This is a genomic window from Streptomyces sp. NPDC015171 (assembly GCF_043079545.1).
Taxonomy (GTDB): Bacteria; Actinomycetota; Actinomycetes; order Streptomycetales; family Streptomycetaceae; genus Streptomyces.
Window position 1 is genome coordinate 1 of sequence record NZ_JBIBUO010000029.1, and the last position, 24,094, is coordinate 24,094.

A 24,094-nucleotide genomic window follows, 5' to 3' on the forward strand; every position below is an offset into this window, starting at 1 on the left:
AAACGCCCGGTTACATTCCGAACCCGGAAGCTAAGCCTCACAGCGCCGATGGTACTGCAGGGGGGACCCTGTGGGAGAGTAGGACGCCGCCGAACTCCTTTTAAAGCTCCGGCTCTTGGGCACTGCCCAGGAGCCGGAGCTTTTTTGCGTTGAGGTAAGGTCAGGGGGCATCGTTGGCTCATTTCGCACAGGAGGCCCCCGGGTGGAGGTCCAGGAGACCCGTGTCCAGACAGACCGGGTCCTCACCATCCCCAATATCCTCAGCATGGCGCGGCTCGTTGGCGTACCCGTCTTCCTGTGGCTGATCCTCAGGCCGGAGTTCGGAGGCCCCAACAGCGACGGCTGGGCTCTTCTCGTGCTGGCCTTCAGCGGGGTCAGTGACTATCTCGACGGCAAGCTCGCCCGGCGCTGGAATCAGATCAGCAGCCTCGGCCGGCTCCTCGACCCCGCAGCGGACCGCCTCTACGTGCTTTCCACGCTGCTCGGGCTCACCTGGCGCGAGATCCTGCCGCTCTGGCTGACCGCGCTCCTGCTGCTGCGAGAGCTGGTCCTCCTGGTGATGGTGGGCATCCTCCGCCGGCACGGGTATCCGCCGCCGCAGGTGAACTTCCTCGGGAAGGCCGCCACCTTCAACCTGATGTACGCCTTCCCGCTCCTGCTCCTCAGTGACGGAAGTGGTTGGATCGCGTCACTCGCTGCCATTTTCGGATGGGCGTTCGCCGGATGGGGTACAACCCTGTATTGGTGGGCAGGAGTGCTCTACGTGGTACAGGTCCGCCGTTTGGTCCGGGCGGACACCATGGCCGATTGAGCTCGGCGATTGTCCAGACATAACACTTCGATGGCCCGCGGTCGAAAAGTGCGGGACAATCTGGACGGGTGAAGTCGGCTAGACCGTCATCTCTTGAGGAGGACGCTTCCGACATGAAGGCCGTCGTGATGGCCGGGGGCGAAGGCACGCGCCTGCGCCCCATGACCTCTAGCATGCCCAAGCCGCTCCTGCCCGTGGTCAACCGCCCGATCATGGAGCACGTGCTACGGCTGCTCAAAAGGCACGGGCTCACCGAGACCGTCGTCACCGTGCAGTTCCTGGCATCGCTCGTCAAGAACTATTTCGGTGACGGCGAAGAACTCGGCATGGAGCTCACCTATGCGAATGAGGAGAAGCCACTCGGTACCGCCGGAAGCGTCAAGAACGCCGAAGAGGCGTTGAAGGACGATGCTTTCCTCGTCATCTCCGGTGATGCCCTGACCGACTTCGACCTCACAGAGCTGATCAACTTCCACAAGGAGAAGGGTGCGCTGGTCACGGTCTGCCTGACCCGTGTGCCCAATCCGCTGGAGTTCGGCATCACCATCGTCGACGAGGAAGGCCAGGTCGAGCGCTTCCTGGAGAAGCCGACCTGGGGGCAGGTCTTCTCCGACACGGTCAACACGGGCATCTACGTCATGGAGCCCGAGGTCTTCAACTACGTCGAACCCGATGTTCCCGTCGACTGGTCCGGCGATGTCTTCCCGCAGCTGATGAAGGAAGGCAAGCCGATCTACGGCTTTATCGCCGAGGGCTACTGGGAGGACGTCGGCACCCACGAGAGCTATGTGAAGGCGCAGGCCGACGTCCTCGAAGGCAAGGTCGACGTCGACGTCGACGGCTTCGAGATCTCCCCGGGTGTGTGGGTGGCCGAGGGCGCCGAGGTGCATCCCGACGCGGTGCTGCGCGGTCCGCTGTACATCGGCGACTACGCGAAGGTCGAGGCCGGCGCGGAGATCCGCGAGCACACCGTCGTGGGATCCAACGTCGTCGTCAAGAGCGGGGCCTTTCTGCACAGAGCCGTCGTGCACGACAACGTCTATGTGGGCCAGCACAGCAATCTGCGCGGCTGTGTGGTCGGCAAGAACACCGACATCATGCGTGCCGCCCGGATCGAGGACGGCGCTGTCATCGGTGACGAGTGCCTGATCGGTGAGGAATCGATCGTCCAGGGCAATGTCCGGGTGTACCCGTTCAAGACCATCGAGGCCGGCGCCTTCGTCAACACCTCGGTGATCTGGGAGTCCCGGGGGCAGGCCCATCTGTTCGGCGCGCGTGGTGTGTCCGGCATCCTGAACGTGGAGATCACACCTGAGCTGGCGGTGCGGCTCGCCGGTGCGTACGCGACGACCCTGAAGAAGGGCTCCACCGTCACGACCGCCCGCGACCACTCCCGGGGTGCCCGGGCGCTCAAGCGTGCTGTCATCTCCGCATTGCAGGCCAGCGCCATCGACGTACGCGATCTGGAGAACGTACCGCTGCCCGTGGCCCGGCAGCAGACCGCGCGGGGCAGTGCCGGCGGCATCATGATCCGGACCTCGCCGGGCGTCCCGGACTCGGTCGACATCATGTTCTTCGACGGGCAGGGCGCCGACCTGTCGCAGGGCAGTCAGCGGAAGCTGGACCGGGTGTTCGCACGCCAGGAGTACCGGCGGGCGTTCCCCGGCGAGATCGGCGACCTCTACTTCCCGTCGAGCGTGTTCGACTCGTACACCGGATCGCTGCTGCGCAACGTCGACACGACCGGGATAGCGGAGTCGGGTCTCAAGGTCGTCGTGGACGCCTCTAACGGCAGCGCCGGGCTCGTGCTGCCCAGCCTGCTCGGCAAGCTCGGTGTGGACTCGCTGACCATCAACCCCGGTCTGGACGAGTCGCGGCCCACGGAGACGAGCGAGGTGCGGCGCAACGGACTGGTGCGGCTCGGGGAGATCGTGGCCTCCTCGGGTGCCGCGTTCGGTGTGCGGTTCGACCCTGTCGGCGAGCGGCTGTCGCTGGTGGACGAGAAGGGAAGGATCATCGAGGACGACCGGGCCCTGCTGGTGATGCTGGACCTGGTCGCCGCCGAGCGGCGCAGCGGGCGGGTCGCGCTGCCGGTCACCACGACCCGGATCGCCGAGCAGGTGGCCGCCTATCACGGCACCCAGGTCGAGTGGACCACCACCTCGCCCGACGACCTCACGCGCGTGGGGCGCGAGGAAGGCACCATCTTCGGCGGTGACGGCAAGGGCGGGTTCATCGTCCCCGAGTTCAGCGGCGTCTACGACGGCACGGCGGCCTTCGTACGGCTGATCGGGCTGGTGGCGCGGACGCAGCTCACGCTGAGCCAGATCGATGCCCGGATTCCGCGTGCGCACGTCCTCAAGCGGGACCTGGCCACGCCGTGGGCCGTCAAGGGGCTGGTGATGCGGCGGGTCGTCGAGGCCGCGGGGGACCGCTCTGTCGACACGACCGACGGTGTACGGGTCGTGGAGAGCGACGGCCGCTGGGTGATGGTGCTGCCCGACCCGGCCGAGGCGGTCACCCATCTGTGGGCGGAGGGGCCGGACGACGCCTCCGCGCAGGCTCTGCTGGACGAATGGGCGGCGGTCGTGGACAGCGCGGGGCGGTAGTCCCGGCGGCTGAGGACCGCAAAAGCCGCTGCACGCGTGCGTGCCGGACAAGTGTCCCCAAGGGGGCCTGTCCGGCACGCCGGTGGGGCCGTTCGGAGGTACTGCTCGCGACATGCGACGATGTGCGGCATGCCGCAGCAACCCCCCGTTCGGAGCAGCCCTACGCGGCCGCAGCGCCCGGACGCCTCCATGTCGTTGATCACCAACGTCATGGACCACAGCCTCGACGACGGGTACGCCGAGGCGGCCGCCCGTAAGAAGGCGGCGGGGGAGGGCGGTCTGCCGAAGACTCTCCGGGCCAAGCTGGGCCTTGCCGCGGGTCTCGTCCTCGCCGCGCTGGTCGTGACCGTGGGGGCGGCTCAGGCGCGCGTGACGGCGCCCGTGGTGGCCAAGGAGCGCCAGGAGCTGATCGATCGCATCGACAGCGAGACGGCGGACGCGGACGAGCTCGAAAGCACGGTGGACGAGCTGCGGGACGACGTCGGCGCACGCCAGCGGGCGGCCCTGAAATCGAGCGGGGGCAGCGCCGAGGCGGACCTGGCGGGGCTGCTGTCGGGGGCCGCCGCGGTGCACGGACCCGGCGTCAAGCTCGTCGTGAACGACGCGAAAGAGGCCAGTGGCGGCGGTGACGCCGCCAATCCGCGGGAGACGTCCGGGTTCTCCGACACCGGCCGGGTACGGGATCGCGACATGCAGCGCGTGATCAACGGACTGTGGGCCTCCGGGGCCGAGGCGATCTCCATCAACGGGCAGCGGCTGACCGCCCTGTCCGCGATCAGGGCCGCGGGTGACGCGATACTGGTCGACAACCGGCCGCTGGTGCCGCCGTACACGGTGCTGGCGGTGGGGGACGGGCAGCGGTTGAGCACCAGGTTCCAGAACAATGCGGACGGCCTGTATCTGCATGCCCTGGAGGGGAACTACGGCATCCGCGCCACCATCTCCACCGAGGGTGACGTCCGGTTGCCCGCCGCCCCCAGTGTGATCGTACGAACAGCACAGCCGAAGTCCGAGAAATCCGAGAAGGGCACATCGTGATCGCCGTACTGGGCCTCGTCGTGGGAGTCGTGGCCGGCCTGTTGGTCCGGCCCGAGGTTCCGGCGGTCGTCGAGCCTTATCTGCCGATCGCCGTCGTGGCGGCGCTGGACGCCGTCTTCGGTGGTCTGCGGGCCATGCTCGACGGCATCTTCGACGACAAGGTCTTCGTGGTGTCGTTCCTGTCGAACGTGGTCGTCGCCGCCCTCATCGTCTTCCTCGGCGACAAGTTGGGCGTGGGCGCGCAGCTGTCCACGGGTGTCGTCGTGGTCCTGGGTATCCGGATCTTCTCCAACGCCGCGGCGATCCGACGGCACGTCTTCAGGGCGTGATGTCGATGAGTGAGCAGAACGACCGGCACGACCGGAACGATCAGCCGGAGAACCCGTTGCGCAAGGAGCTGCCGGCCGAGGTGCCCGCGGCCCCGCCCGAGGCCGGGGGGACGGCGCAGGGGCAGCCGGGGCAGGCGCAGACGGGCAGGCAGCGGCTCGTCAAGGGCCTGTGGCCGCCGCGTTTCACCCGGGCCCAACTCATCGTGGCGCTGCTGCTGTTCGGCCTCGGCTTCGGCCTGGCCGTGCAGGTGGCGTCCAACAGTGACACCGACAGCGCACTGCGCGGCGCACGTCAGGAAGATCTTGTACGCATCCTCGATGAACTGGATTCGCGTACTCAGCGTCTTGAGGACGAGAAGCAGGGACTCGAAAAGCAGCGGTCGGAACTGCAGAGCAGCTCCGACCAGGCCGCGGAGGCACGCAAGCAGACCGCCGAGAAGGAGAAGCAACTCGGCATCCTGGCGGGCACCGTGGCCGCGGAGGGTCCCGGCATCACCATGACGATCGAGGACACGAAGGGGACGGTCCAGGCGGACATGCTGCTCGACGCGATCCAGGAGTTGCGCGCGGCCGGCGCGGAGGCGATCCAGGTCAACGGGGTCCGGGTCGTCGCCGGCACCTACTTCACCGGCTCCGACAAGACGGTGAGCGTCGACGGGAACAAGATCAACGCCCCCTATCGTTTCAAGGTCATCGGCAAGCCGCAGGACCTCGAGCCGGCGCTGAACATTCCTGGAGGCGTGGTGCAGACCCTGGAGAAGGAGCAGGCCACGGTGACCGTCGAGCGGTCGGACAAGATCATCGTGGACGCCTTGCGACAGGGGAAGCGGCCTGACTACGCTCGGTTGTCCTCCCAGTGAACCGGCGGTGCATGGGGCTCGTCCGGCGAGGGCATGAGGTTGCGGGGGGTCGGCGCACCGAAGGGGTGGTGCGTGGTGGAAACTGTTTGGTGGATACGGACGTTGTGAGAATGTCCGGCTCGGCCGGTGTAGGCAATCAGGGTTCGTCCTGCCCCACGGGCGGGTCTGTTTCGGTCAAGGGGAATCGCCCGTGAAGTTGTTTGCGAAGTTGTTCGGCAAGAGCGCGCGAGAGGGCCGCGACAACGCGACCGCCCGCCATCGCGCACAGCCTGACGCGGAGGGCCAGCGCCCACTGTTCCGGGACCAGGTCGCTGGTCCGGGCGGTGACATTTCCGGAGGTCAGAGCGCGGCGTCAGTTGACCCTGCCCAGTCCGGCGGCATAGGTTTCGGGCAACCGTCAACCTCAGGTACGGGTGGAGGGTTCACCCCCGACCCGTACGCGTCGAACGCCCCGGCGGGGCAGCCGTGGCAGGAGGATCCGTCGATGTCGGTCCTGGTGTGTACGAGGTGCGGTAACCGGAATGCGGAGAACGCCCGGTTCTGCTCCAACTGTGGGGCGCCGTTGCGCCCCGGGGTGGCGCCGGAGCGGGCCTCCGAGACGACGTCCACGATCTCGATCTCCGGTCTTGAGGCCTACGACTCCGAGGTGACCGGTCAGACGCCGCTGCCGATGCTCTCTCCGGAGGCACAGGCCGCGGTGGACGCGCTGCCGCTGGGCTCGGCGCTGCTGGTGGTGCGCCGCGGTCCGAACTCGGGCAGCCGCTTCCTGCTGGACAGCGATCTGACGACGGCCGGCCGGCATCCGCAGAGCGACATCTTCCTGGACGACGTGACGGTCTCCCGGCGGCATGTGGAGTTCCGGCGCTCCCCGGACGGCTCCTTCGCGGTGGCGGACGTGGGCAGCCTGAACGGTACGTACGTCAACCGCGAGCGCATCGATCAGGTCGCCCTGTCGAACGGTGACGAGGTGCAGATCGGCAAGTACCGGCTGGTGTTCTACGCGAGCCGGCAGGGCATCTGACCCGCCCCCGGACCGCTGTCCGGGGGGACCCCAGGGAAGGTCCATGCTGCAAACACCGAGCGGCGGTGCCGGAAGCGGTGCCGCCGCCAGGGACCGTGGGCTGATGAGCATCGGCGCGGTGCTGAACACGCTGCGCGACGAGTTCCCCGAAGTCACCATCTCCAAGATCCGCTTTCTGGAGTCGGAGGGGCTCGTCGAGCCGCAGCGGACCCCGTCGGGGTACCGCAAATTCAGTGCCGAGGACGTCGAGCGACTCGGTCACGTCCTGCGGATGCAGCGGGACCACTATCTGCCGCTCAAGGTGATCCGTGAGCACCTGGACGCCATGGAGCGGGGCGAGGCCGCTCCGCTGCCGCTGGTGGGGCGCCAGCGCACCGCGGACGACGCGGCGGCTGCCCTGGAAGGGCCCACGGTCGCCAGGATCGGCAAGGCCGAGCTGCTCGCGGCGGCGGGTATCGACGAGGCTGAGCTGAAGGAGTGGGAGTCCTACGGGCTCATCGCTCCCCTGGAGGGCGGGGCGTACGACGCCGAGGCCGTCACCGTGGCCTCGCTCGTGTCCGAACTGGGCCGGTTCGGGATCGAGCCGCGCCACCTTCGGGTGATGAAGGCCGCGGCCGATCGTGAGGCGGGGCTGGTGGACCAGGTGGTGGCCCCGCTCAAGCGCCATCGCAACCCGCAGACCAGGGCGCACGCCGAGGCCCGTGCGAAGGAGCTGGCGGGGCTCACGGTGAAGCTGCACGCGGCTCTGGTGCAGACCGCTCTGGGCGTACGGCTGCCCTGAGGCGGCGGGGCTGCCGAGCGGCCGGATCGGGCAGCTGTTCTGGGCCCGACTACCCAAACGTCCCGGGCACGGCCTAGGGTTGCTGTGTGAACGAGCTCGATGTCGTAGGTGTCCGGGTCGAAATGCCCTCCAACCAACCGATCGTGCTCCTGCGCGAAGTGGGGGGCGACCGTTACCTCCCCATCTGGATCGGGCCGGGGGAGGCTACGGCGATCGCATTCGCCCAGCAGGGCATGGCCCCCGCGCGGCCGCTGACCCATGACCTTTTCAAGGACGTGCTGGAGGCTGTCGGCCAGGAGCTGACCGAGGTGCGCATCACCGATCTGCGGGAAGGCGTCTTCTACGCGGAGCTGGTGTTCGCCAGCGGAGTGGAGGTCAGCGCCCGTCCCTCCGATGCCATAGCGCTCGCCCTGCGCACCGGAACGCCGATCTACGGCAGTGACACGGTGCTGGACGACGCGGGTATCGCCATTCCGGACGAACAGGAGGACGAAGTGGAGAAGTTCCGCGAGTTCCTCGACCAGATCTCGCCCGAGGATTTCGGCACCAGCAGCCAGTGAGGCAGGGGGCCCGGCCCGCCGTACCGGGGGATTCTCCGGGACGGCCGGGGTTCCGTGCGGTCCGCGCCCCGGCAATTGCCTCCGGCCAGTGAGAGCGTCCTACGGCTCCTCGCGAGCGCATTCGGCTAGCCTTTCCCCGCGGTGGGACACGGGAAACCACTCCTTGGGTGATTATCACTCGGCGTGCCGAGTGTGGCGATCGTTGACGCACCCCTGGTGACTGCCTACCGTCGAGAAGGCAGGTCAAGGACGGAGGTCGGCGTGAGAACGAGCGGCGACGGTACGGCTGGGGGTGCCCCCGGACGCAGTTTCGGGGAGAGCGGTCCGTACCCGCCCCCTGGCTCGCGGCCGCGCTCAGGCGGGGGACACCACCATCCCGGCAGCGCGGTGGAGCACGCTCCGCAGCTGCCGACGGCGGTGCCGAACGGCGGAGGGGTGGCGTCCATGACGTCCGAGCAGATCGGCTACCGCGGGCCCACGGCCTGCGCGGCTGCCGGCATCACATACCGGCAGCTCGACTACTGGGCGCGCACCGGTCTGGTCGAGCCCAGCGTGCGGCCGGCCCACGGATCGGGTACGCAGCGTCTCTACAGCTTCCGGGACGTGGTCGTCCTGAAGATCGTGAAGCGGTTCCTGGACACCGGGGTGTCGCTGCAGAACATCCGGACGGCCGTCCAGCACCTGCGGGAACGCGGTTTCTGCGACCTGGAGCGGATGACGCTGATGAGCGACGGCGCCACCGTGTACGAGTGCACGTCGCCGGACGAGGTCCATGCCCTGCTCCAAGGCGGTCAGGGCATCTTCGGGATCGCCGTGGGGGTGGTGTGGCGGGACGTGGAAAGCGCCCTCTCCCAGCTGCACGGCGAACGCATCGACACCGGCGAGACCCTCGTCGGGCACAACCCCGCCGACGAGCTGGCGCGGCGCCGCAACCGGGCGGTCTGACCGGCCGGGATCCCGGCCGGGTGCTCCGGCACCACGGCATTGTCAGTGCCGTGGTGCAGCATCGGAGATGTGAGAAACGCGCCCACGATCCTGCATCTCGACATGGATGCCTTCTTCGCCTCGGTGGAGCAGGCGTCCAAGCCGAGCCTGCGCGGGAAGGCGGTCGTCGTGGGCGGTCTCGGACCGCGTGGTGTGGTGGCCACCGCGTCGTACGAGGCACGGGTGTTCGGGGTCCACTCGGCGATGCCCATGGCCCAGGCTCGCCGGCTGGCACCCAACGCCGCCTATCTGGCGCCGCGCTTCACGCTGTACCGGACGATCAGCGAGCAGGTGATGGCGCTGCTGCAGGAGCTGTCACCGCTGGTCGAGCCGCTCAGCCTGGACGAGGCGTTCGTGGACCTGGAGGCCGGGGGGAGGGCCTGGGACGAGCCGTCGGCGCTGCGGGCGGGGGTGCAGCTGAGGGCGGACATCCGGGCGGTCACCGGGCTGACGGGGTCGGTGGGGCTCGCCGCCTCCAAGATGCTCGCGAAGATCGCCTCCGAGCAGGCCAAGCCCGACGGTCTGGTGCTGATCGAGCCGGGCACCGAGCGGGTGCTGCTGGGGCCGATGCCGGTGCGGATTCTGCCGGGGGTCGGGCCGGCCACCGGGGACCATCTGCGCCGGGCCGGGATCAGCACGGTGGAGGAGCTGGCGGAAGCGGGTGAGGACGAGCTGGTCCGGCTGCTGGGCAAGGCGCACGGGCACGCGCTGTACGCCATGGCGCTGGCCCGGGACGAGCGGCCCGTGGTGGCCGAGCGGGAGACGAAGTCGGTGTCGGTGGAGGACACCTACGACGTGGACATCCACGACCGGCTGCGGGTCGGTCTCGAAGTGCAGCGGCTGGCCGACCGGTGTGTGCGGCGGTTGCGCGGGGCCGGGCTGTCCGGGCGGACGATCGTGCTGAAGGTGCGGCGGTACGACTTCTCGACCCTGACCCGCTCCGAGACGCTCAGAGGGCCCACGGACGACCCCGCGGTCATCCGGGAGGCGGCGGCGCGGCTGCTGGACTCCGTGGACACCACGGGCGGGGTGCGGCTGCTCGGGGTGGGCGTGTCCGGGCTCGCCGACTACACGCAGGAGGACCTCTTCGCGCAGGCGGCGGGGGTTCACGCGGAGCAGGTCGGTGACCTCGCCGAGGAGGCCGTGCCGGAGGCGCCGGAGGCGCGGCCGGAGCCGGCGGAGAGGCAGTGGTGGGCCGGAGAGGACGTGCGGCACGCCGAATGGGGGCACGGGTGGGTGCAGGGCAGCGGGCTGGGGCGGGTGACCGTGCGCTTCGAGACGCCTGAGTCGGGGCCGGGGCGGGTGCGGACGCTGCGGGTCGGGGATCCCGCGCTGGAGTCCGCTGAGCCGTTGCCGTTGGTCGCGGCGAGCGGTCCCGCCCACTCACCCCCCGCCCGACTCGGCCAGCCGCACAGCTACCCCCACGGCGGTCCGCCCCGGATCCCGGAGGGCTCGGGCGGGGCGCCGGCCGCGGATGCGGGGGCGGGCAGTGGCGCGGAAGAGGACGCGGCTGCGGATGCGGACGCGGATCCGGTGGTGGACGCGGGGTCGGATCGATGTCCGGCCGAGGCTCCGCCTGCGGAGGCGGGCGGAGCCCCGGACGCAGACCGTGCTTCGGACGCAGACCGTGCTTCGGACGTACACCGTGCTTCGGACGCGGGACCGGCCCCCTCGGACATGGGCCAGCCCTCGGACGTGGGCCAGCCCCCGGACATAGGTCGCGCCCCCGGCCGTGGCCCGCGGCGACCACCGGACGCAGGGCTTTGGGGGGAGGGGCGTCAGCCCTCCTCCGAGCCTGCCAGTTTGCCGAAGTTGTGGTCCGGGAGGGCGGGGGGTGAGGCTACATCCAGGCCGTAGTGGTGGTAGAGCTGGAGTTCCTGTTCGGGGGAGAGGTGGCGGCCCACGCCGAAGTCGGGGGCGTCCTTGATCAGTGCGCGGTCGAAGGGCACCTTGAGGGTGTCGTCGACGAATTCGCTGGGCTCCAAGGGGACGAAGGCGTCACGGGAGAACAGACCGGTGCGTATGGCCGCCCACTCGGGCACCCCGGTCGCGTCGTCCAGGTACACCTCGTCGATGGTGCCGATCTTGGTGCCATTGCGGTCGAACGCCTTGCGGCCGATCAGGTTGCGCGGATCGATATCGGTCTGCACGGTCCCTCTCCCTCCACTTGGTCGCAACTCATCCGTAAGCACTACAAAAGAGCACATTCAATGAGGCGGCCACTCGAAGACTCCGGCATTGACCTCGCTGGTAGGCTGGCACCGGCTGTCGACCCTGTGCGGGAGAGTCCTCCGACCACCTCGGAGGCGCCGAAGGAGCAAATCCTCCCCGGAATCTCTCAGGCTCACGTACCGCACGGACGAGGTCACTCTGGAAAGCAGGGCGGGTATTGGCTCCCGCCCTCACCGACGGTGAAAGCCGGCGCCGAAGGGCGTCCGGTGAAGCTCTCAGGTTGAGATGACAGAGGGGGAGGCCGTCGGGGTACCCGCGCCGGGGTGCCCCTCGCAGGTCGTGTCAGACCAGGAGGCCTCCGTAATGACCGCCCATCGCATTCCGCTCTCCGAGCTCGAAGCGGGCATCCCGTTCGAGCAGCGTCACATCGGGCCCGACCAGGAGGCGCGGGCCAAGATGCTCGCGCAGGTCGGATACGGCTCGCTCGACGAGCTGACCGCCGCGGCGGTCCCGGATGTGATCAAGAACGCCGATGCCCTGGACCTGCCGGGGGCCCGCACCGAGGCCGAGGTCCTCGCCGAGCTGCGCTCGCTCGCCGACCGCAACCAGGTCCTCGGCTCCATGATCGGCCTGGGCTACTACGGCACCTTCACGCCGCCCGTGATCCTGCGCAACGTCATGGAGAACCCGGCCTGGTACACGGCCTACACGCCGTACCAGCCGGAGATCTCCCAGGGCCGCCTCGAGGCGCTGCTGAACTTCCAGACCGTGGTCGCCGAACTCACCGGTCTGCCCACCTCCGGCGCCTCCCTGCTGGACGAGGGCACGGCCGCCGCCGAGGCGATGTCGCTGTCCCGGCGCATGGGCAAGAACAAGAAGGGCCTGTTCCTGGTCGACGCGGACGCGCTGCCGCAGACCATCGCCGTCATCGAGACCCGCGCCGAGCCGACCGGCGTCGAGGTCGTCGTCGCCGACCTCAGCGACGGCATCCCGGCCGACATCGCCGCACGCGAGATCAACGGCGTGCTGGTCCAGTACCCCGGTGCCTCCGGTGCCGTACGGGACATCAAGCCCGTCATCGACCAGGCGCACGAGCTGGGCGCCCTGGTCACCGTGGCCGCTGACCTGCTGGCGCTGACCCTGCTCACCTCGCCGGGCGAGCTGGGCGCGGACATCGCCGTCGGCACCACCCAGCGCTTCGGTGTGCCGATGGGCTTCGGCGGCCCGCACGCCGGCTACATGGCCGTGCACGAGAAGTTCGCGCGCAGCCTGCCCGGCCGCCTGGTCGGCGTCTCCGTCGACGCCGACGGCAACAAGGCCTACCGGCTCGCGCTGCAGACCCGTGAGCAGCACATCCGCCGGGAGAAGGCGACCAGCAACATCTGCACCGCGCAGGTGCTGCTCGCCGTGATGGCCGGCATGTACGCCGTCTACCACGGTCCCGAGGGGCTCAAGGCCATCGCCCGCCGTACGCACCGGTACGCCACGATCCTCGCCGAGGGCCTGAAGGCCGCCGGTGTGGAGATCGTCCACGGCGCGTACTTCGACACCCTGACCGCCCGCGTGCCCGGCAAGGCCGCCGAGGTCGTCGCCGCCGCCCGCGAGAACGGCGTCAACCTCCGCCTGGTCGACGCCGACCAGGTCTCCCTTGCCTGCGACGAGACCACGAACCGGGCGCAGCTGAGCGCCGTCTGGTCCGCCTTCGGCGTCGACGCCGACATCGAGGCGCTGGACACGGCCGCCGAGGACAGCCTGCCCGAGGCGCTGCTGCGCACCGACGCCTACCTCACGCACCCGGTGTTCCAGCAGCACCGCTCCGAGACCGCGATGCTGCGCTACCTGCGCAAGCTGTCCGACCGCGACTACGCGCTCGACCGCGGCATGATCCCGCTGGGCTCCTGCACCATGAAGCTCAACGCGACCACGGAGATGGAGCCGGTCACCTGGCCCGAGTTCGGCCAGCTGCACCCCTTCGCGCCGGCCGAGCAGGCGCAGGGCTACCTCACGCTCATCCACGAGCTGGAGGACCGTCTCGCCGAGGTCACCGGCTACGACAAGGTCTCCCTCCAGCCGAACGCCGGTTCGCAGGGCGAGCTGGCCGGTCTGCTGGCCGTCCGCGGCTACCACCGCGCCAACGGCGACGAGCAGCGCACCGTCTGTCTGATCCCGTCCTCCGCGCACGGCACCAACGCGGCCAGCGCCGTGATGGCCGGCATGAAGGTCGTCGTCGTCAAGACCGCCGAGGACGGCGAGATCGACGTCGCCGACCTGCGCGCCAAGATCGAGCAGTACCGCGACGAGCTGGCGGTACTGATGATCACGTACCCGTCGACGCACGGCGTCTTCGAGGAGCACGTCGCCGACATCTGCGCCCAGGTCCACGAGGCCGGCGGCCAGGTCTACGTCGACGGCGCCAACCTGAACGCGCTGGTCGGCCTCGCCAAGCCGGGCCACTTCGGCGGCGACGTCTCCCACCTGAACCTGCACAAGACGTTCTGCATCCCGCACGGCGGCGGCGGTCCGGGCGTCGGCCCGGTCGCGGTCCGGGCGCACCTGGCGCCGTACCTGCCGAACCACCCGCTCCAGCCGGAGGCCGGCCCGGAGACGGGCGTGGGCCCGATCTCGGCGGCCCCCTGGGGCAGCGCGGGCATCCTGCCGATCTCGTGGGCGTACGTCCGTCTGATGGGCGGCGAGGGCCTGAAGCGGGCCACACAGGTGGCCGTGCTGTCGGCGAACTACATCGCCAAGCGCCTGGAGCCGCACTTCCCGGTGCTCTACACCGGCCCCGGCGGCCTGGTCGCGCACGAGTGCATCATCGATCTGCGCCCGCTGACCAAGGCGACCGGCGTGAGCGTGGACGACGTGGCCAAGCGCCTGATCGACTACGGCTTCCACGCGCCGACCATGTCCTTCCCGGTGGCCGGCACGCTGATGATCGAGCCGACCGAGTCCGAGGACATCACCGAGCTCGACCGGTTCTGCGAAGCGATGATCGCCATCCGCGCGGAGATCGAGAAGGTCGGCTCGGGCGTGTGGCCCGCGGAGGACAACCCGCTGCGGAACGCCCCGCACACCGCCGCCGCGCTGGGCGGCGAGTGGGCGCACGCCTACAGCCGTGACGAGGCCGTCTTCCCGCCCGGTGTCTCGACCGCCGACAAGTACTGGCCGCCGGTGCGCCGCATCGACCAGGCCTTCGGCGACCGCAACCTGGTGTGCTCCTGCCCGCCGCTGGACGCCTACGAGGACTGAGTGAACGACGCCTGAGGGCCCCTCCGCACTGCGGACGGGGCCCTCAGGCGTCGCCGGACGGTCAGGGCCGCCGCCGAACCGTCAGGCGGTCGCCAGGGACACCTCGGTCGCCTTGATCAGGGCGATGACGTCCGAGCCCACGAACAGGCCGAGATCGCCGACCGCGTCCTTCGTGATCACGGCGGTCAGCTCGTCGCCCGCCAGGGAGACCTTCACGGAGGCCATGGCCTCGCCGGTGGTGAGCCGGGCGATGGTGCCGGGGAGCTGGTTGCGGATCGACAGGCCCTCGACGCGCTGGGTGGCGAGCGACACCTCGGTCGACTTCACCAGCGCGCGGACGGGCATGCCGGGGGAGAGGGCGAGCTGCTCGACGGCCTCCAGGGTGATGGCGGCCGTCAGCTCCGGGCCGCTGTCCAGCCGGACCTTGACGGTGGCCATGACCTCGCCTGGGTGGACCTCGGTCACGGTGCCGGGGAACTGGTTGCGGATGCTCAGGGTCATGGGCACCCACCGTAGAGCGCCCGTCCGCTCAGGCCGGGTATGCGTGGGTCTGCGTCGCCTTGACCGTCGCCCAGACCGACGCACCCGGGTGCAGGTCGAGCTCGGCGGCGGCGACCGTGGTCAGATCCGCGGCGAGCGGCAGCTCGCCGGTGAGGTCGGCGCGGATCTGGTCGCCGTGCGTCTCCAGTCCCGCGACCTCGCAGCGCCACAGGTTGCGGGCACTGGCGCCGGAGGGCCGGTCCCGGAACAGGGTCACCGAGGACGGCGGGAACGCCACGAAGACCGGGCCGTCCAGCTCCTCCGTGGTGGTGATCGAGGGGCCGCCGTCGAGCCGTACCGTGTGCCCGGCCGCCTGCCCCCGGTAGAGGTTGAGGCCCACGAGCTGGGCGATGTAGTCGGTGCGGGGGTGGCGGGCGATGTCGGCGGGGGCGCCTTCCTGGACGATCCGGCCGTGCTCGACGACCACCAGCCGGTCCGCCAGCACCATGGCGTCGAGCGGATCATGGGTGACCAGCACCGAGACCGCTTCGAACTCGGCCAGGTGGCGGCGGAGCTGGGAGCGGACCTCCAGGCGGGTGCGGGCGTCCAGGGCCGCGAGCGGTTCGTCGAGGAGGAGCAGCCGGGGCCGGGTGGCCAGGGCGCGGGCGAGGGCGACGCGCTGGGCCTGGCCGCCGGAGAGGCGGCGCGGCTTGACGCCCGCGTGGTCGGCCAGGCCCATCCGCTCCAGCCACGCTGCCGCCTGGGCGCGCGCCTCCGCCTTGCCCACGCCCTGGCAGCGCGGTCCGAAGGCCACGTTGTCCAAGGCGCTCAGATGCGGGAAGAGCAGATAGTCCTGGAAGACCACGCCGACCGGGCGGGATTCCGGCGGGGTGCGCTCCAGCGAGGCCCCGTCCAGGCGCAGATGGCCGTCCGTGAGCGGGGTGAGCCCGGCCAGGGCGCGCAGGGCGGTGGACTTGCCGGCGCCGTTGGGGCCGAGCAGCGCGACGACGTCCCCGGGGGCGGCCGTCAGGGTCACGTCCAGCCGGAACGTGCCCCGGTCGACCACGAGCCGGGCGTCGAGGCCGGCCTCGGGTACGACCGCGGCGGCCGGGCTCCGGTGGGCGTCGATGTCGGTCATGGGTCCGTCCGTCGGCACAGGTGCGGGGGTCCGCCTCCATCCTCCCGGCACCATCACACTCCCGTCATCCAGCGGTCCCGGAGGCCCGCGAGCACCGCGATCGACACGGCCAGCAGGACGAGGCTGAGGGCGATGGCGGCCTCGGGGTCGTTCTGCAGGGCGAGGTAGACCGCCAGGGGCATGGTCTGCGTGCGGCCGGGGAAGTTGCCGGCGAAGGTGATCGTCGCGCCGAACTCGCCGAGCGCCCGGGCCCAGGCCAGCACCGCGCCCGCCGCGATGCCGGGTGCGATCAGCGGCAGCGTCACCCGCCGGAACGCGGTGAAGCGGGAGGCACCGAGCGTGGTCGCCGCCTCCTCGTAGCGCGGGTCGGCGGCGCGCAGGGTGCCCTCGACGCTGATCACCAGGAAGGGCATCGCCACGAACGCCTCGGCGATCACGACCCCGGTGGTGGTGAACGGCAGGGTGATCCCGAACCAGGCGTCGAGCGACTTGCCGATCACGCCGTTGCGGCCCAGTGCGAGCAGCAGTGCCACACCGCCGACCACCGGCGGCAGCACCAGCGGGAGGGTCACCAGGGCCCGTACGAGACCCCGGCCGGGGAAGTCCGTACGGGCCAGCAGCCAGGCCAGTGGCACGCCGAGTACGAGACTGACGGCGGTCGCCGCGGTGGCGCTGATCAGCGACAGCTGGAGCGCCTGCCACACCTCGGTGCTGGTCAGCAGGTCGGGCAGGCTGCGCCAGGGCGCGCGGAGCAGCAGCGCGAGCAGCGGCAGCAGCAGGAAGGCCAGGGCGAGGACCCCCGGCAGCAGCAGCGGCAGCGGCACCCCGGGCCGGCCGCGCGGGCCGACGCGACGGCGCCGCGGCCGGCCCGTGCGGGGGCCGGCCGCGGCGCCGGGCTTGTCGAGCGAGGTCACGGCTTGAGGAACCCGGCCCCGGTCAGGACCTTCTGGCCTTCGGCGGACCGCACCAGCGCGATGAACGCCTTCGCCGTGTCGGCGTTCTGGGCGTTCTTCAGCAGCGCGATCGGGTAGTCGTTGATCGCCTCGGTGGACTCGGGGAACTCCACGCCCTCCACCTTGTCGCCCGCGGCCTTCACGTCGGTCTTGTAGACGACGGCGGCGTCGGCCTCCTTCAGCACCACCTTGTTGAGGGCGGACTTGACGTCCTGCTCGTAGGAGGCCGGGGTGAGCTTGAGCTTGCTGGCGTCCAGGGCCTTCTCGGCGGCGGCGCCGCACGGCACGGTCTTGTCGCACAGGACGACCTTCAGACCGGACTTGGTGAGGTCCTTCAGCGAGGCCACCTTGTCGGGGTTGCCCGGCAGGGTGGCGATCTCCAGCTGGTTGCGGACGAACGTGGCCGGGGTGCCGACCGCGTCCTGCTTGTCCGTCACGATCTTCATCGTCTTGGGGCTGGCGGCGGCGAAGACGTCCGCCGGGGCGCCGCTGGTGATGCTGGCGGCGAGGGTGTCGCTGCCGCCGAAGTTGAAGGTGACCTTGGTGCCGGGGTGAGCCTGTTCGAACTCCTTGCCCAGGGTCGTGAAGCTCTCCTTGAGGGAGGCGGCAGCGAACACGGTGACCGTGCCGGACAGCTTCGGGGAGGCGGAGCCGGACTTGTCCGCCTTGGGGGCCGGGGAGTCGTCGGAGTCGGAGGAGGAGCAGGCGCTGAGTGCCATCAGGGCGGCGGCTCCCGCACCGGCCAGCTGCAGCATACGGGTCCGGCGCACGGAACGGGTCATGAATCTACTCCTCGGGTCCTGTGGAACAACTGTCGCGCCCCTGACACGACCGGGCATCGGCCGTGCCGCGATGATAATGCCGCATCTGCCAGGGGGATGTCTTCTGTCACATCGCATGAGCTGCGGTCTTGCGGTTTGTAGCTTGCATGTGCGTTTGTACGGCGCGCTGCTGCGGGTACGGTTCTGCGGGAGGTGGTCGACGGTGACGCTCGCGGAACTGGCCCTGACCGGCGATCTGGTACGACCCGCCCGGCTGACCGTGCCCGACCTGCGGCGCTGGCCGCAGCACCGGGCGGACGTCAGCTTCGACTGCGCGACCAGCGGCGTGCAGCACCACCGCTTCACCGGTCCGCGCCTGTACGACGTGCTGGCCGACGCGGGCCCCGGCTTCGACCCGGTCCGGCGCAAGGACCGGCTGCGGTTCCTCATCGCGGTCGCCGGCACCGACGGCCACCACGCGCTGCTGTCCTGGGCCGAGATCGACCCCGACTTCGCCGACGCGCCCGTCCTGCTGGGGGTCACCATCGACGGCACCGCGCTGGACGAGGAGGGCCCTCAGCTGGTGCTTCCCCAGGACCGCTGCGGGGCCCGCCATATCAGCGCGATCACCACGATCCGGGTGGACGGGGCATACCGCTTCGAGCCCGCCGGTGCGCCGCACGGGACAGCGGATGCCGCACGCGGTCGCGCGGCGACGGCGGCTCCGTGAACCGCACGCCCGTCGTGTCCCGCACGGCGTCGGCCGGGGCGTCGCGGAAGCGGCGCTGACCCGCACCGACCCGCGCTCCGGACGGCACCGCCGCCCGCCGTCCGCCGTGCGGGTGGGCGAGCCGGCTGCGGTCAGACGCGGTCGATGTGCACGTTGGTGGACTTCACGCGCGCGGTGGCTTCCATCCCCACCTCCAGGCCCAGCTCCTCCACCGCTTCCCGGGTCAGCAGGGAGACGAGCCGGTGCGGGCCCGCCTGGATCTCCACCTGGGCGGCGACATCGCCGAGCTTGATCGCGGTGACGATGCCGGGGAAGGCGTTGCGCACCGAGGTGTGGGAGGCGTCGTCCTCGCCGCCGCCCTTGGCCAGTTCGACCGAGAACGCGGCCAGGTCCCCGCCGTCGATGAGCCGCCGCCCGGCCTCGTCGCGGTGGGTGGTGACCCGGCCCGCGTCGGCCCAGCGGCGGGCGGTGTCCGGGCTGACGCCGAGCAGCCGCGCGGCCTGGCCGATCGTGTAGGACTGCATGCCGGTCACGATAGGGCCATCCGCCGGGAACCGTGGAGGTGGGGTTGGCCGTTGGGTATAACGCGATATAGCTTTAGTTCGTCGATGGGGCTCCTTCGGGAGCGGGCGGAATCGGGGTGAGGGTGATGGCGGCCGAGCCGGTACGGACGGGCGAGCCGTCCGGTCCGCGTGCCTCGCACGCGGACCGGGACCGGGTGGTCGAGGTACTCACGGAAGCCGCGGCGGACGGCCGGATCACGGCCGGGGAGCTGGACGACCGCGTGGGGGCGGCCCTTTCGGCGCGCACGCTCGCTGAGCTGGCGCCGCTGACGGCCGATCTGCCCGGGGAAGCCGTCCCGGCACCGGCCAAGGAGGTCGTCCGGATCGAGCAGCAGGCATCCTCCGCCACTCGGAGCGGTGACTGGACCGTGCCGCGCCGGATGGAGATCGAGTCCGCCTGGGGAGACGTGACGCTGGACTTCAGCTCCGCGGTGATCAGATACGACACGCTCCGCATCGACCTGGACATGCGCGGCGGCACCCTGCGGCTGATCACCCGGCCCGGGGTGGTCGTGGACGCCGACTCCCTGGTGATCGACTACGGGCAGACCAGACTGCGGCCGGCCGGTGAGCCCGGTGAGCCGGCCGTCCTCCGGGTGGAGATAGCGGGCCGGCTCAGCATGGGGCGGCTGGAGGCGCGGCCCCGGCGGCGCTGGTTCGGCAGAGGGGCCGCCGCCGCTGCGGTGCCGAGGGGCGGGGACGCGTTGAACGCGGGGCTGTGACACCGCTCTGTGCCGGTCGGGGTACGTCCTCGTCCTCGGTCTCGGGTCTCGGCGGATGTGTGTCCGTGGCTCCGGCAGTGTGTGCCCGCCGGGCCGGCCGGTGTGGGCACACCGTCTCAGCCGGTGTGTACCCGTGGCCGGCGGGCCGGGTTCGGTTCCGCCTCGCGGAGCACCTCGCGGGTGACCGGGGCGACCTCGCCCTGGCCGAAGAGGAAGAAACGGAGGAAGTTGGCGAACGGACTGCCCTCGGTCCACTCGAAGTAGATGTGCGGCGTGCAGCCCGTCATGTCCCGGACGTGCAGCAGCAGCGCGGCGAGCGCGTTGGGGATGGAGGCGGACTCCAGGGTCAGGACCCGGTAGCGGTTGTGCAGCACCTCGCCGCGCACGGTCAGCCCGGCCTCGAACTCGGAGGGATCCGTCACCGTGACCTCGACGAAGACGAAGTCCTCCTGCTCGGGCATCTCGTTGTCGGCCCGGATCTGCTCGACCTTGTCGCGGTACTCGGCCTTGTCGCGCCGGTCGGGCTCGTTGGCGATGAACCGTATCTTGCGGCTGGCCATGTCCCTGACGAACCGTTCCGCCATCGGGTCGAACGTCACGCTGGTCACGCGCAGCTCGAAGGCGCGGGCCAGCCGGGACAGCAGCGAGACCAGGATGATGCCGACGATGAAGCAGGCACCGATCTTCACACCGTCGGGGCGTTCGATGACGTTCACGACGGTCGTGTACAGGAACACCACGGAGATGATCGCGAAGGTGACGGTCCAGCCGCGCTGGCCGGCCTTGCGGGCCGCGATGGTCACCGCGATCGCCGCGGAGCTGATCAGCACGAGCACACCGGTGGCGTAGGCGCCGCCCTGCGCGTCGACGTCGGCGTCGAAGATCCAGGTGACCAGGAAGGCGATCAGCGTGAAGACGATGACCATCGGGCGGACGGCGCGCGCCCAGTGCGGAGCCATGCCGTAGCGCGGCAGATAGCGCGGCATGAGGTTCAGCAGGCCGGCCATCGCCGAGGCACCGGCGAACCAGAGGATCGCGATGGTCGAGACGTCGTACACCGTGCCGAAGGCGCTGCCGAGGTACTCGTGCGCGAGGAAGGCCAGCGCACGGCCGTTGGCCTGGCCGCCGGACTTGAACTCGTTCTCGGGGATGAGCAGCGTGGTGATGAAGCTGGTGGTGATCAGGAAGCCGCTCATGACGAGGGCGGCGGTGGTCAGCAGCTTCTTGGTGTCCCGGATCCGGCCGGTCGGGCGTTCCTCGGTGTCACCCTCGTCGCCCTTGACGTGCGGCATGACGGCGACGCCGGTCTCGAAGCCGGACAGACCGAGGGCGAGCTTCGGGAAGACGATCAGGGCCACGCCGATCATGACGAAGATGTTGCCGTGCTCCGTGGTGAGGGCGCTGCTCCAGTCCGTGATCACGTGTCCGGCGGTCACGACGTGGTAGAGGCCGGCGATCACGACGACGACGTTGAGCGCGAGGTAGAGCCCGACCAGCGCGGTGGCGACGCCGATGGCCTCCAGGAAGCCCTTGAGGAACACCGCGCCGAGCAGTGCCACGAGGATCAGCGTGATGATCAGCTGTTTGTCGTGCAGCGCGTTCGTCAGGTGCGGGTTCTCCACGAGGTGGGTGGAGGCGTCGGCGGCGGAGAGGGTGATGGTGATCAGGAAGTCGGTGGCCGCGAAGCCCAGCAGGGTCAGCACGAACAGCTTGCCCTGCCAGAAGGAGAGCAGCCGCTCCAGCATCGCGATGGAACCCTGGCCGTGCGGGCTCTCCTCGGCGACCCGGCGGTACACCGGAAGGGCGCCCGCCAGGGTGACTATGACGAGCACGATGGTCGCGATGGGTGAGAGCAGACCGGCCGCGAGGGCCGCGATACCCGGCTGATAGCCGAGGGTCGAGAAGTAGTCGACACCCGTCAGGCACATGACGCGCCACCAGCGCTGCACGCTGTGGACGTTCTCCGGCTCCGCCGGGTGTCCGGCGTGGCCACCGCCCTTGCCCATGTCGGCCAGTCCCTCCAGCATCCAGGCGCGCAGGCGGCTGGTACTGGGAGGGCGTTCGGTCGTGGCCATCGGCGTGCTCCTGACGTGCGGCTCAGCTCTTCCCCGGCCATCACGCGGACGGCGGCACCAGCGTAAGCAGAGCGTGACGCCCGGGCCCACGGATCAATGGGCCGCAGGCGTCAAGACTCCGTTAAGAATGGCCTGAGGGTGGAGGGAGCGCACGAAGAAGACGAGGCCGGGGGCTGTCGCCCCGGAACGGGGCCGAACGTGTGAGGCGACGGAGGCGGACACGGCCTGGCCCGGCCGGCGGCCACCCAGCGTCATGGCGTCCGCGGCTGCTCACTCCCAACCCGACGCCCGGAACACGCCCCTGGCCGTCTCGCGGTCCAGGCGGCGGGACATGCGGTGCAGGGCGGTGGTGCCGCAGAGGAGGATGCCGGCCGCCTCGGAGCGGCGAGCGCCTTCGTCGAGCCGATACCACAGGTCGGGGTTGCGGATCAGGATCTCGGGGTCGATCTCGACCCGGTTGCCCAGGGCGTCGCGCAGCACCAGGCGCTGGGCGACACCGTCCACCGGGCGTACCGCGATCAGCAGATCGGTGCGGACCCGGCGGGTGCGCAGCAGGCGGCGGGTGGCCAGCCAGCCCGGGCCGGCCGTGACCCTGGCGGGGAAGAGGACCAGGAGCAGCAGCAGGGCCAGCAGGAGCCACAGGGTGCCGCGCCACCAGCTCAGTGAGCCGGCCGCCCAGTCGACGCACAGCAGCAGTCCGAAAAGAGCGGCGGCGCACCGGAGCGAACCGCGTACCTCCTGGGGCCGGCTGCGGTCGTGCACGACGGCCCCGGTGCCGGCCGGATACGAGCCGGTCACCTGGTGGCGGATGTCGTCGCGGTGCTCCATGAGACAGACGGTAGACCTCCGCAAGGCCCGCCCATCCGCCCTTGACGGCGTCCTGATGGCGCGGCGCCGGTTCTTGACGGGACCACAGCACTCGGCCGGGCGGGGGCGGTTGCGGCGGGGCCCCGCCCGCCTCACGGACTCCCGCCCCGGGGCCCGGAGTCCTGTCTCCTGTCTCACAGCTCGCGCGTGTCGATCCGCAGATGCCAGGTGTTCCGCCGGTGGACGGAGAGCAGCTCGGACTGGAGCGGGGACGGCGGCACCGCCAGGACCGGGCAGACCGCGTGGGCCAGGCACTGCCGGGAGACCCGGCCCGAGAAGGCCCGCTGCAGCCCGCGCCGCCCCGCGCCCACCACCAGCACGTCGTTCTCCCGGTTCGCGGTCGCCACCAGCGCCCGGCCCGGGGCACCCCGTACGACGAGGGCGTGCATCGGCACGCCGGGCCCCGTCGCGCCGAAGATCTCCTCCAGCACCGCGGCCAGCCGCTGCTTGGCCAGGCGCTGCCACTCCGCCACCGGCAGACCGGTCGCGGGGGAATGCCGTGCGGCGGAGTCACCGCCCGGCGGTTCCCAGGCGAGCACCGGCCACAGCTCGGCGCCCAGCCGTCGTGCCAGTGCCGTGGCCCGCCGCAACGCCGTGACACTGCCCAGCGAGCCGCTCACACCGACCACCACTCGTGCGACCGCCGAGCCGTCGTAACCGGGCATGACTCCACCGTTCCGCACGGGCACCGGGGGGTGACGCCCCGCGGGCGTGCCCGCCTGCAAGGTCCTCGCTTCCTTCCATCCCACTCCCGCGCCGACGATTCGACCAGCCGGGGAGGGAGTCGTGCACCGGATGCCGAGGGGTGGCCGTAAGCGCTGCGTCGGCCTCCGGCTACCGTGCGCACGCGCGTCCCGACATGCGTCGGGGCCGGAGCGCACCGAGTGCGTGCGACCGGCCCCTCAGGTCACCGCGCCGTCCTCAGGCGGCGGTCATCACCTGTCCCGCACCGAGCGGGCGGTGCGGGGCGATGACGCGGCCGTCGGGCAGCAGCTCGCCGGTGTCCTCGAAGAGCAGGACGCCGTTGCACAGCAGGCTCCAGCCCTGCTCCGGGTGGTGCGCCATGAGGCGGGCGGACTCCCGGTCGGCGGATTCGGCTGTCGGGCACGGCGGCTGGTGCTGGCACATGGGCGGGATCTTTCCCTCTGTCGTGATCATGTCCGTCCCCCGTGGTGGTGAGTCGGTCTGAAGCCAGTGTTGTCCTCTGGGAGTCATTCCGCAGGGATTTCACGGCACCGCTTCTCATAGGTTCATGACGCGTCACCCGCGCGGACGGTTCAGTGCAACTGCACTGTCCCTTTGGGTGGTTTGCAGTGGCCGGATGGGACTAGTCCGACCGACAGAGATCTTTTGGCATATGCCATTCCGCACGCATTACGGCGTGCTGGAAC

At 70.5% G+C, this 24,094-nt stretch carries 22 protein-coding genes, 1 rRNA gene, 1 pseudogene and 1 riboswitch; of the genes and pseudogenes, 14 read left to right on the forward strand and 10 right to left on the reverse strand.

Features of this window, described 5'->3' with window-relative positions; all coding sequences use genetic code 11:
- The 11 genes and pseudogenes from rrf to ACF073_RS39290 form a co-directional block, all read left to right on the forward strand.
- Positions 1-95, forward strand: a 5S ribosomal RNA gene (rrf, locus tag ACF073_RS39240); the annotation flags it as partial.
- A 107-nt stretch (positions 96-202) separates the two neighbouring features.
- On the forward strand, positions 203-811 hold the full coding sequence (locus ACF073_RS39245; protein ID WP_392076309.1) for a CDP-alcohol phosphatidyltransferase family protein: 609 nt from the start codon (positions 203-205) through the stop codon (positions 809-811).
- A 113-nt stretch (positions 812-924) separates the two neighbouring features.
- Complete coding sequence (locus tag ACF073_RS39250) at positions 925-3,420, forward strand: sugar phosphate nucleotidyltransferase (protein ID WP_392076310.1); 2,496 nt, start codon at positions 925-927, stop codon at positions 3,418-3,420.
- A gap of 120 nt (positions 3,421-3,540) precedes the next feature.
- Positions 3,541-4,458 carry a DUF881 domain-containing protein gene (locus ACF073_RS39255; RefSeq protein ID WP_392076311.1) on the forward strand — a complete coding sequence of 306 codons (918 nt, stop codon included), beginning with the start codon at positions 3,541-3,543 and terminating at the stop codon, positions 4,456-4,458.
- A complete protein-coding gene (locus ACF073_RS39260; RefSeq protein ID WP_003988855.1) occupies positions 4,455-4,787 on the forward strand; it encodes a small basic family protein in 333 nt (110 codons plus the stop codon). The genes ACF073_RS39255 and ACF073_RS39260 overlap by 4 nt, the downstream gene beginning before the upstream one ends.
- A 5-nt stretch (positions 4,788-4,792) precedes the next feature.
- Entirely contained in the window at positions 4,793-5,647 is an 855-nt protein-coding gene (locus tag ACF073_RS39265; RefSeq protein WP_392076312.1) for a DUF881 domain-containing protein, read from the forward strand.
- A 190-nt stretch (positions 5,648-5,837) separates the two neighbouring features.
- Positions 5,838-6,668 (forward strand): FHA domain-containing protein, encoded by an 831-nt coding sequence (locus tag ACF073_RS39270; RefSeq protein WP_392076314.1) that lies wholly within the window; start codon positions 5,838-5,840, stop codon positions 6,666-6,668.
- Positions 6,669-6,711: 43 nt separating this feature from the next.
- Positions 6,712-7,449 (forward strand): MerR family transcriptional regulator, encoded by a 738-nt coding sequence (locus tag ACF073_RS39275; RefSeq protein ID WP_392076315.1) that lies wholly within the window; start codon positions 6,712-6,714, stop codon positions 7,447-7,449.
- 86 nt (positions 7,450-7,535) lie between these two features.
- Positions 7,536-8,009, forward strand: a complete 474-nt coding sequence (locus ACF073_RS39280) for a bifunctional nuclease family protein (RefSeq protein WP_026253112.1) — start codon at positions 7,536-7,538, stop codon at positions 8,007-8,009.
- Between the two features lie 261 nt (positions 8,010-8,270).
- Positions 8,271-8,954 (forward strand): MerR family transcriptional regulator, encoded by a 684-nt coding sequence (locus tag ACF073_RS39285; protein ID WP_392076316.1) that lies wholly within the window; start codon positions 8,271-8,273, stop codon positions 8,952-8,954.
- Positions 8,955-9,023: 69 nt separating this feature from the next.
- Positions 9,024-10,463: pseudogene (locus tag ACF073_RS39290) on the forward strand (DNA polymerase IV); the annotation flags it as partial.
- Between the two features lie 308 nt (positions 10,464-10,771).
- On the opposite strand, the gene ACF073_RS39295 reads toward ACF073_RS39290, so the two are convergent.
- Complete coding sequence (locus tag ACF073_RS39295) at positions 10,772-11,143, reverse strand: PRC-barrel domain-containing protein (protein ID WP_392076317.1); 372 nt, start codon at positions 11,141-11,143, stop codon at positions 10,772-10,774.
- A gap of 119 nt (positions 11,144-11,262) precedes the next feature.
- Positions 11,263-11,357, forward strand: a riboswitch (glycine riboswitch).
- Between the two features lie 171 nt (positions 11,358-11,528).
- Here ACF073_RS39295 and gcvP point away from each other — a divergent pair.
- Complete coding sequence (gene gcvP / locus ACF073_RS39300; protein ID WP_392076318.1) at positions 11,529-14,414, forward strand: aminomethyl-transferring glycine dehydrogenase; 2,886 nt, start codon at positions 11,529-11,531, stop codon at positions 14,412-14,414.
- An 81-nt stretch (positions 14,415-14,495) separates the two neighbouring features.
- On the opposite strand, the gene ACF073_RS39305 is transcribed toward gcvP, so the two are convergent.
- From ACF073_RS39305 to modA, 4 genes are read right to left on the reverse strand one after another with little or no spacing between them, the layout of a single operon-like run.
- Positions 14,496-14,915 carry a molybdopterin-binding protein gene (locus ACF073_RS39305; RefSeq protein WP_392076319.1) on the reverse strand — a complete coding sequence of 140 codons (420 nt, stop codon included), beginning with the start codon at positions 14,913-14,915 and terminating at the stop codon, positions 14,496-14,498.
- 28 nt (positions 14,916-14,943) lie between these two features.
- Positions 14,944-16,032, reverse strand: a complete 1,089-nt coding sequence (locus tag ACF073_RS39310) for an ABC transporter ATP-binding protein (RefSeq protein WP_392076320.1) — start codon at positions 16,030-16,032, stop codon at positions 14,944-14,946.
- A 53-nt stretch (positions 16,033-16,085) separates the two neighbouring features.
- Positions 16,086-16,946, reverse strand: a complete 861-nt coding sequence (gene modB / locus ACF073_RS39315; RefSeq protein WP_392076321.1) for a molybdate ABC transporter permease subunit — start codon at positions 16,944-16,946, stop codon at positions 16,086-16,088.
- Complete coding sequence (modA, locus tag ACF073_RS39320) at positions 16,943-17,767, reverse strand: molybdate ABC transporter substrate-binding protein (RefSeq protein WP_392076323.1); 825 nt, start codon at positions 17,765-17,767, stop codon at positions 16,943-16,945. Before modA ends, modB begins: the two co-directional genes overlap by 4 nt.
- A 148-nt stretch (positions 17,768-17,915) precedes the next feature.
- On the opposite strand from modA, the gene ACF073_RS39325 reads away from it, so the two are divergent.
- Positions 17,916-18,476, forward strand: coding sequence for a molybdopterin-dependent oxidoreductase (locus ACF073_RS39325; protein ID WP_392076378.1), 561 nt, complete (start codon positions 17,916-17,918; stop codon positions 18,474-18,476).
- 131 nt (positions 18,477-18,607) lie between these two features.
- Here ACF073_RS39325 and ACF073_RS39330 read toward each other — a convergent pair whose 3' ends face one another.
- Entirely contained in the window at positions 18,608-19,000 is a 393-nt protein-coding gene (locus ACF073_RS39330) for a molybdopterin-binding protein (RefSeq protein ID WP_392076324.1), read from the reverse strand.
- Positions 19,001-19,125: 125 nt separating this feature from the next.
- On the opposite strand from ACF073_RS39330, the gene ACF073_RS39335 reads away from it, so the two are divergent.
- The gene (locus ACF073_RS39335) at positions 19,126-19,761 is read left to right on the forward strand and encodes a DUF1707 domain-containing protein (RefSeq protein WP_392076325.1); all 636 of its coding nucleotides are present in this window, start codon (positions 19,126-19,128) and stop codon (positions 19,759-19,761) included.
- Between the two features lie 116 nt (positions 19,762-19,877).
- On the opposite strand, the gene ACF073_RS39340 is transcribed toward ACF073_RS39335, so the two are convergent.
- The 4 genes from ACF073_RS39340 to ACF073_RS39355 all read right to left on the reverse strand — a co-directional run bounded on the left by ACF073_RS39340 (position 19,878) and on the right by ACF073_RS39355 (position 23,831).
- On the reverse strand, positions 19,878-21,836 hold the full coding sequence (locus tag ACF073_RS39340; protein ID WP_392076326.1) for an amino acid transporter: 1,959 nt from the start codon (positions 21,834-21,836) through the stop codon (positions 19,878-19,880).
- Between the two features lie 270 nt (positions 21,837-22,106).
- Positions 22,107-22,664 carry a hypothetical protein gene (locus tag ACF073_RS39345; RefSeq protein WP_392076327.1) on the reverse strand — a complete coding sequence of 186 codons (558 nt, stop codon included), beginning with the start codon at positions 22,662-22,664 and terminating at the stop codon, positions 22,107-22,109.
- A 173-nt stretch (positions 22,665-22,837) separates the two neighbouring features.
- Positions 22,838-23,368 (reverse strand): universal stress protein, encoded by a 531-nt coding sequence (locus tag ACF073_RS39350; protein WP_392076328.1) that lies wholly within the window; start codon positions 23,366-23,368, stop codon positions 22,838-22,840.
- Between the two features lie 256 nt (positions 23,369-23,624).
- Entirely contained in the window at positions 23,625-23,831 is a 207-nt protein-coding gene (locus ACF073_RS39355; protein ID WP_392076379.1) for a DUF5999 family protein, read from the reverse strand.
- Between the last annotated feature and the right edge of the window lie 263 nt (positions 23,832-24,094).

Coding starts and splice junctions, on each gene's coding strand:
- ACF073_RS39340 (WP_392076326.1), bottom strand. CDS start 21,836: ATGGCCACGACCGAACGCCCTCCCAGTACCAGCCGCCTGCGCGCCTGG.
- ACF073_RS39310 (WP_392076320.1), bottom strand. CDS start 16,032: ATGACCGACATCGACGCCCACCGGAGCCCGGCCGCCGCGGTCGTACCC.
- ACF073_RS39335 (WP_392076325.1), top strand. CDS start 19,126: ATGGCGGCCGAGCCGGTACGGACGGGCGAGCCGTCCGGTCCGCGTGCC.
- modA (WP_392076323.1), bottom strand. CDS start 17,767: ATGACCCGTTCCGTGCGCCGGACCCGTATGCTGCAGCTGGCCGGTGCG.
- ACF073_RS39250 (WP_392076310.1), top strand. CDS start 925: ATGAAGGCCGTCGTGATGGCCGGGGGCGAAGGCACGCGCCTGCGCCCC.
- ACF073_RS39255 (WP_392076311.1), top strand. CDS start 3,541: ATGTGCGGCATGCCGCAGCAACCCCCCGTTCGGAGCAGCCCTACGCGG.
- ACF073_RS39355 (WP_392076379.1), bottom strand. CDS start 23,831: ATGTGCCAGCACCAGCCGCCGTGCCCGACAGCCGAATCCGCCGACCGG.
- ACF073_RS39330 (WP_392076324.1), bottom strand. CDS start 19,000: ATGCAGTCCTACACGATCGGCCAGGCCGCGCGGCTGCTCGGCGTCAGC.
- ACF073_RS39265 (WP_392076312.1), top strand. CDS start 4,793: ATGAGTGAGCAGAACGACCGGCACGACCGGAACGATCAGCCGGAGAAC.
- ACF073_RS39275 (WP_392076315.1), top strand. CDS start 6,712: ATGCTGCAAACACCGAGCGGCGGTGCCGGAAGCGGTGCCGCCGCCAGG.
- ACF073_RS39305 (WP_392076319.1), bottom strand. CDS start 14,915: ATGACCCTGAGCATCCGCAACCAGTTCCCCGGCACCGTGACCGAGGTC.
- gcvP (WP_392076318.1), top strand. CDS start 11,529: ATGACCGCCCATCGCATTCCGCTCTCCGAGCTCGAAGCGGGCATCCCG.
- ACF073_RS39345 (WP_392076327.1), bottom strand. CDS start 22,664: ATGGAGCACCGCGACGACATCCGCCACCAGGTGACCGGCTCGTATCCG.
- ACF073_RS39350 (WP_392076328.1), bottom strand. CDS start 23,368: ATGCCCGGTTACGACGGCTCGGCGGTCGCACGAGTGGTGGTCGGTGTG.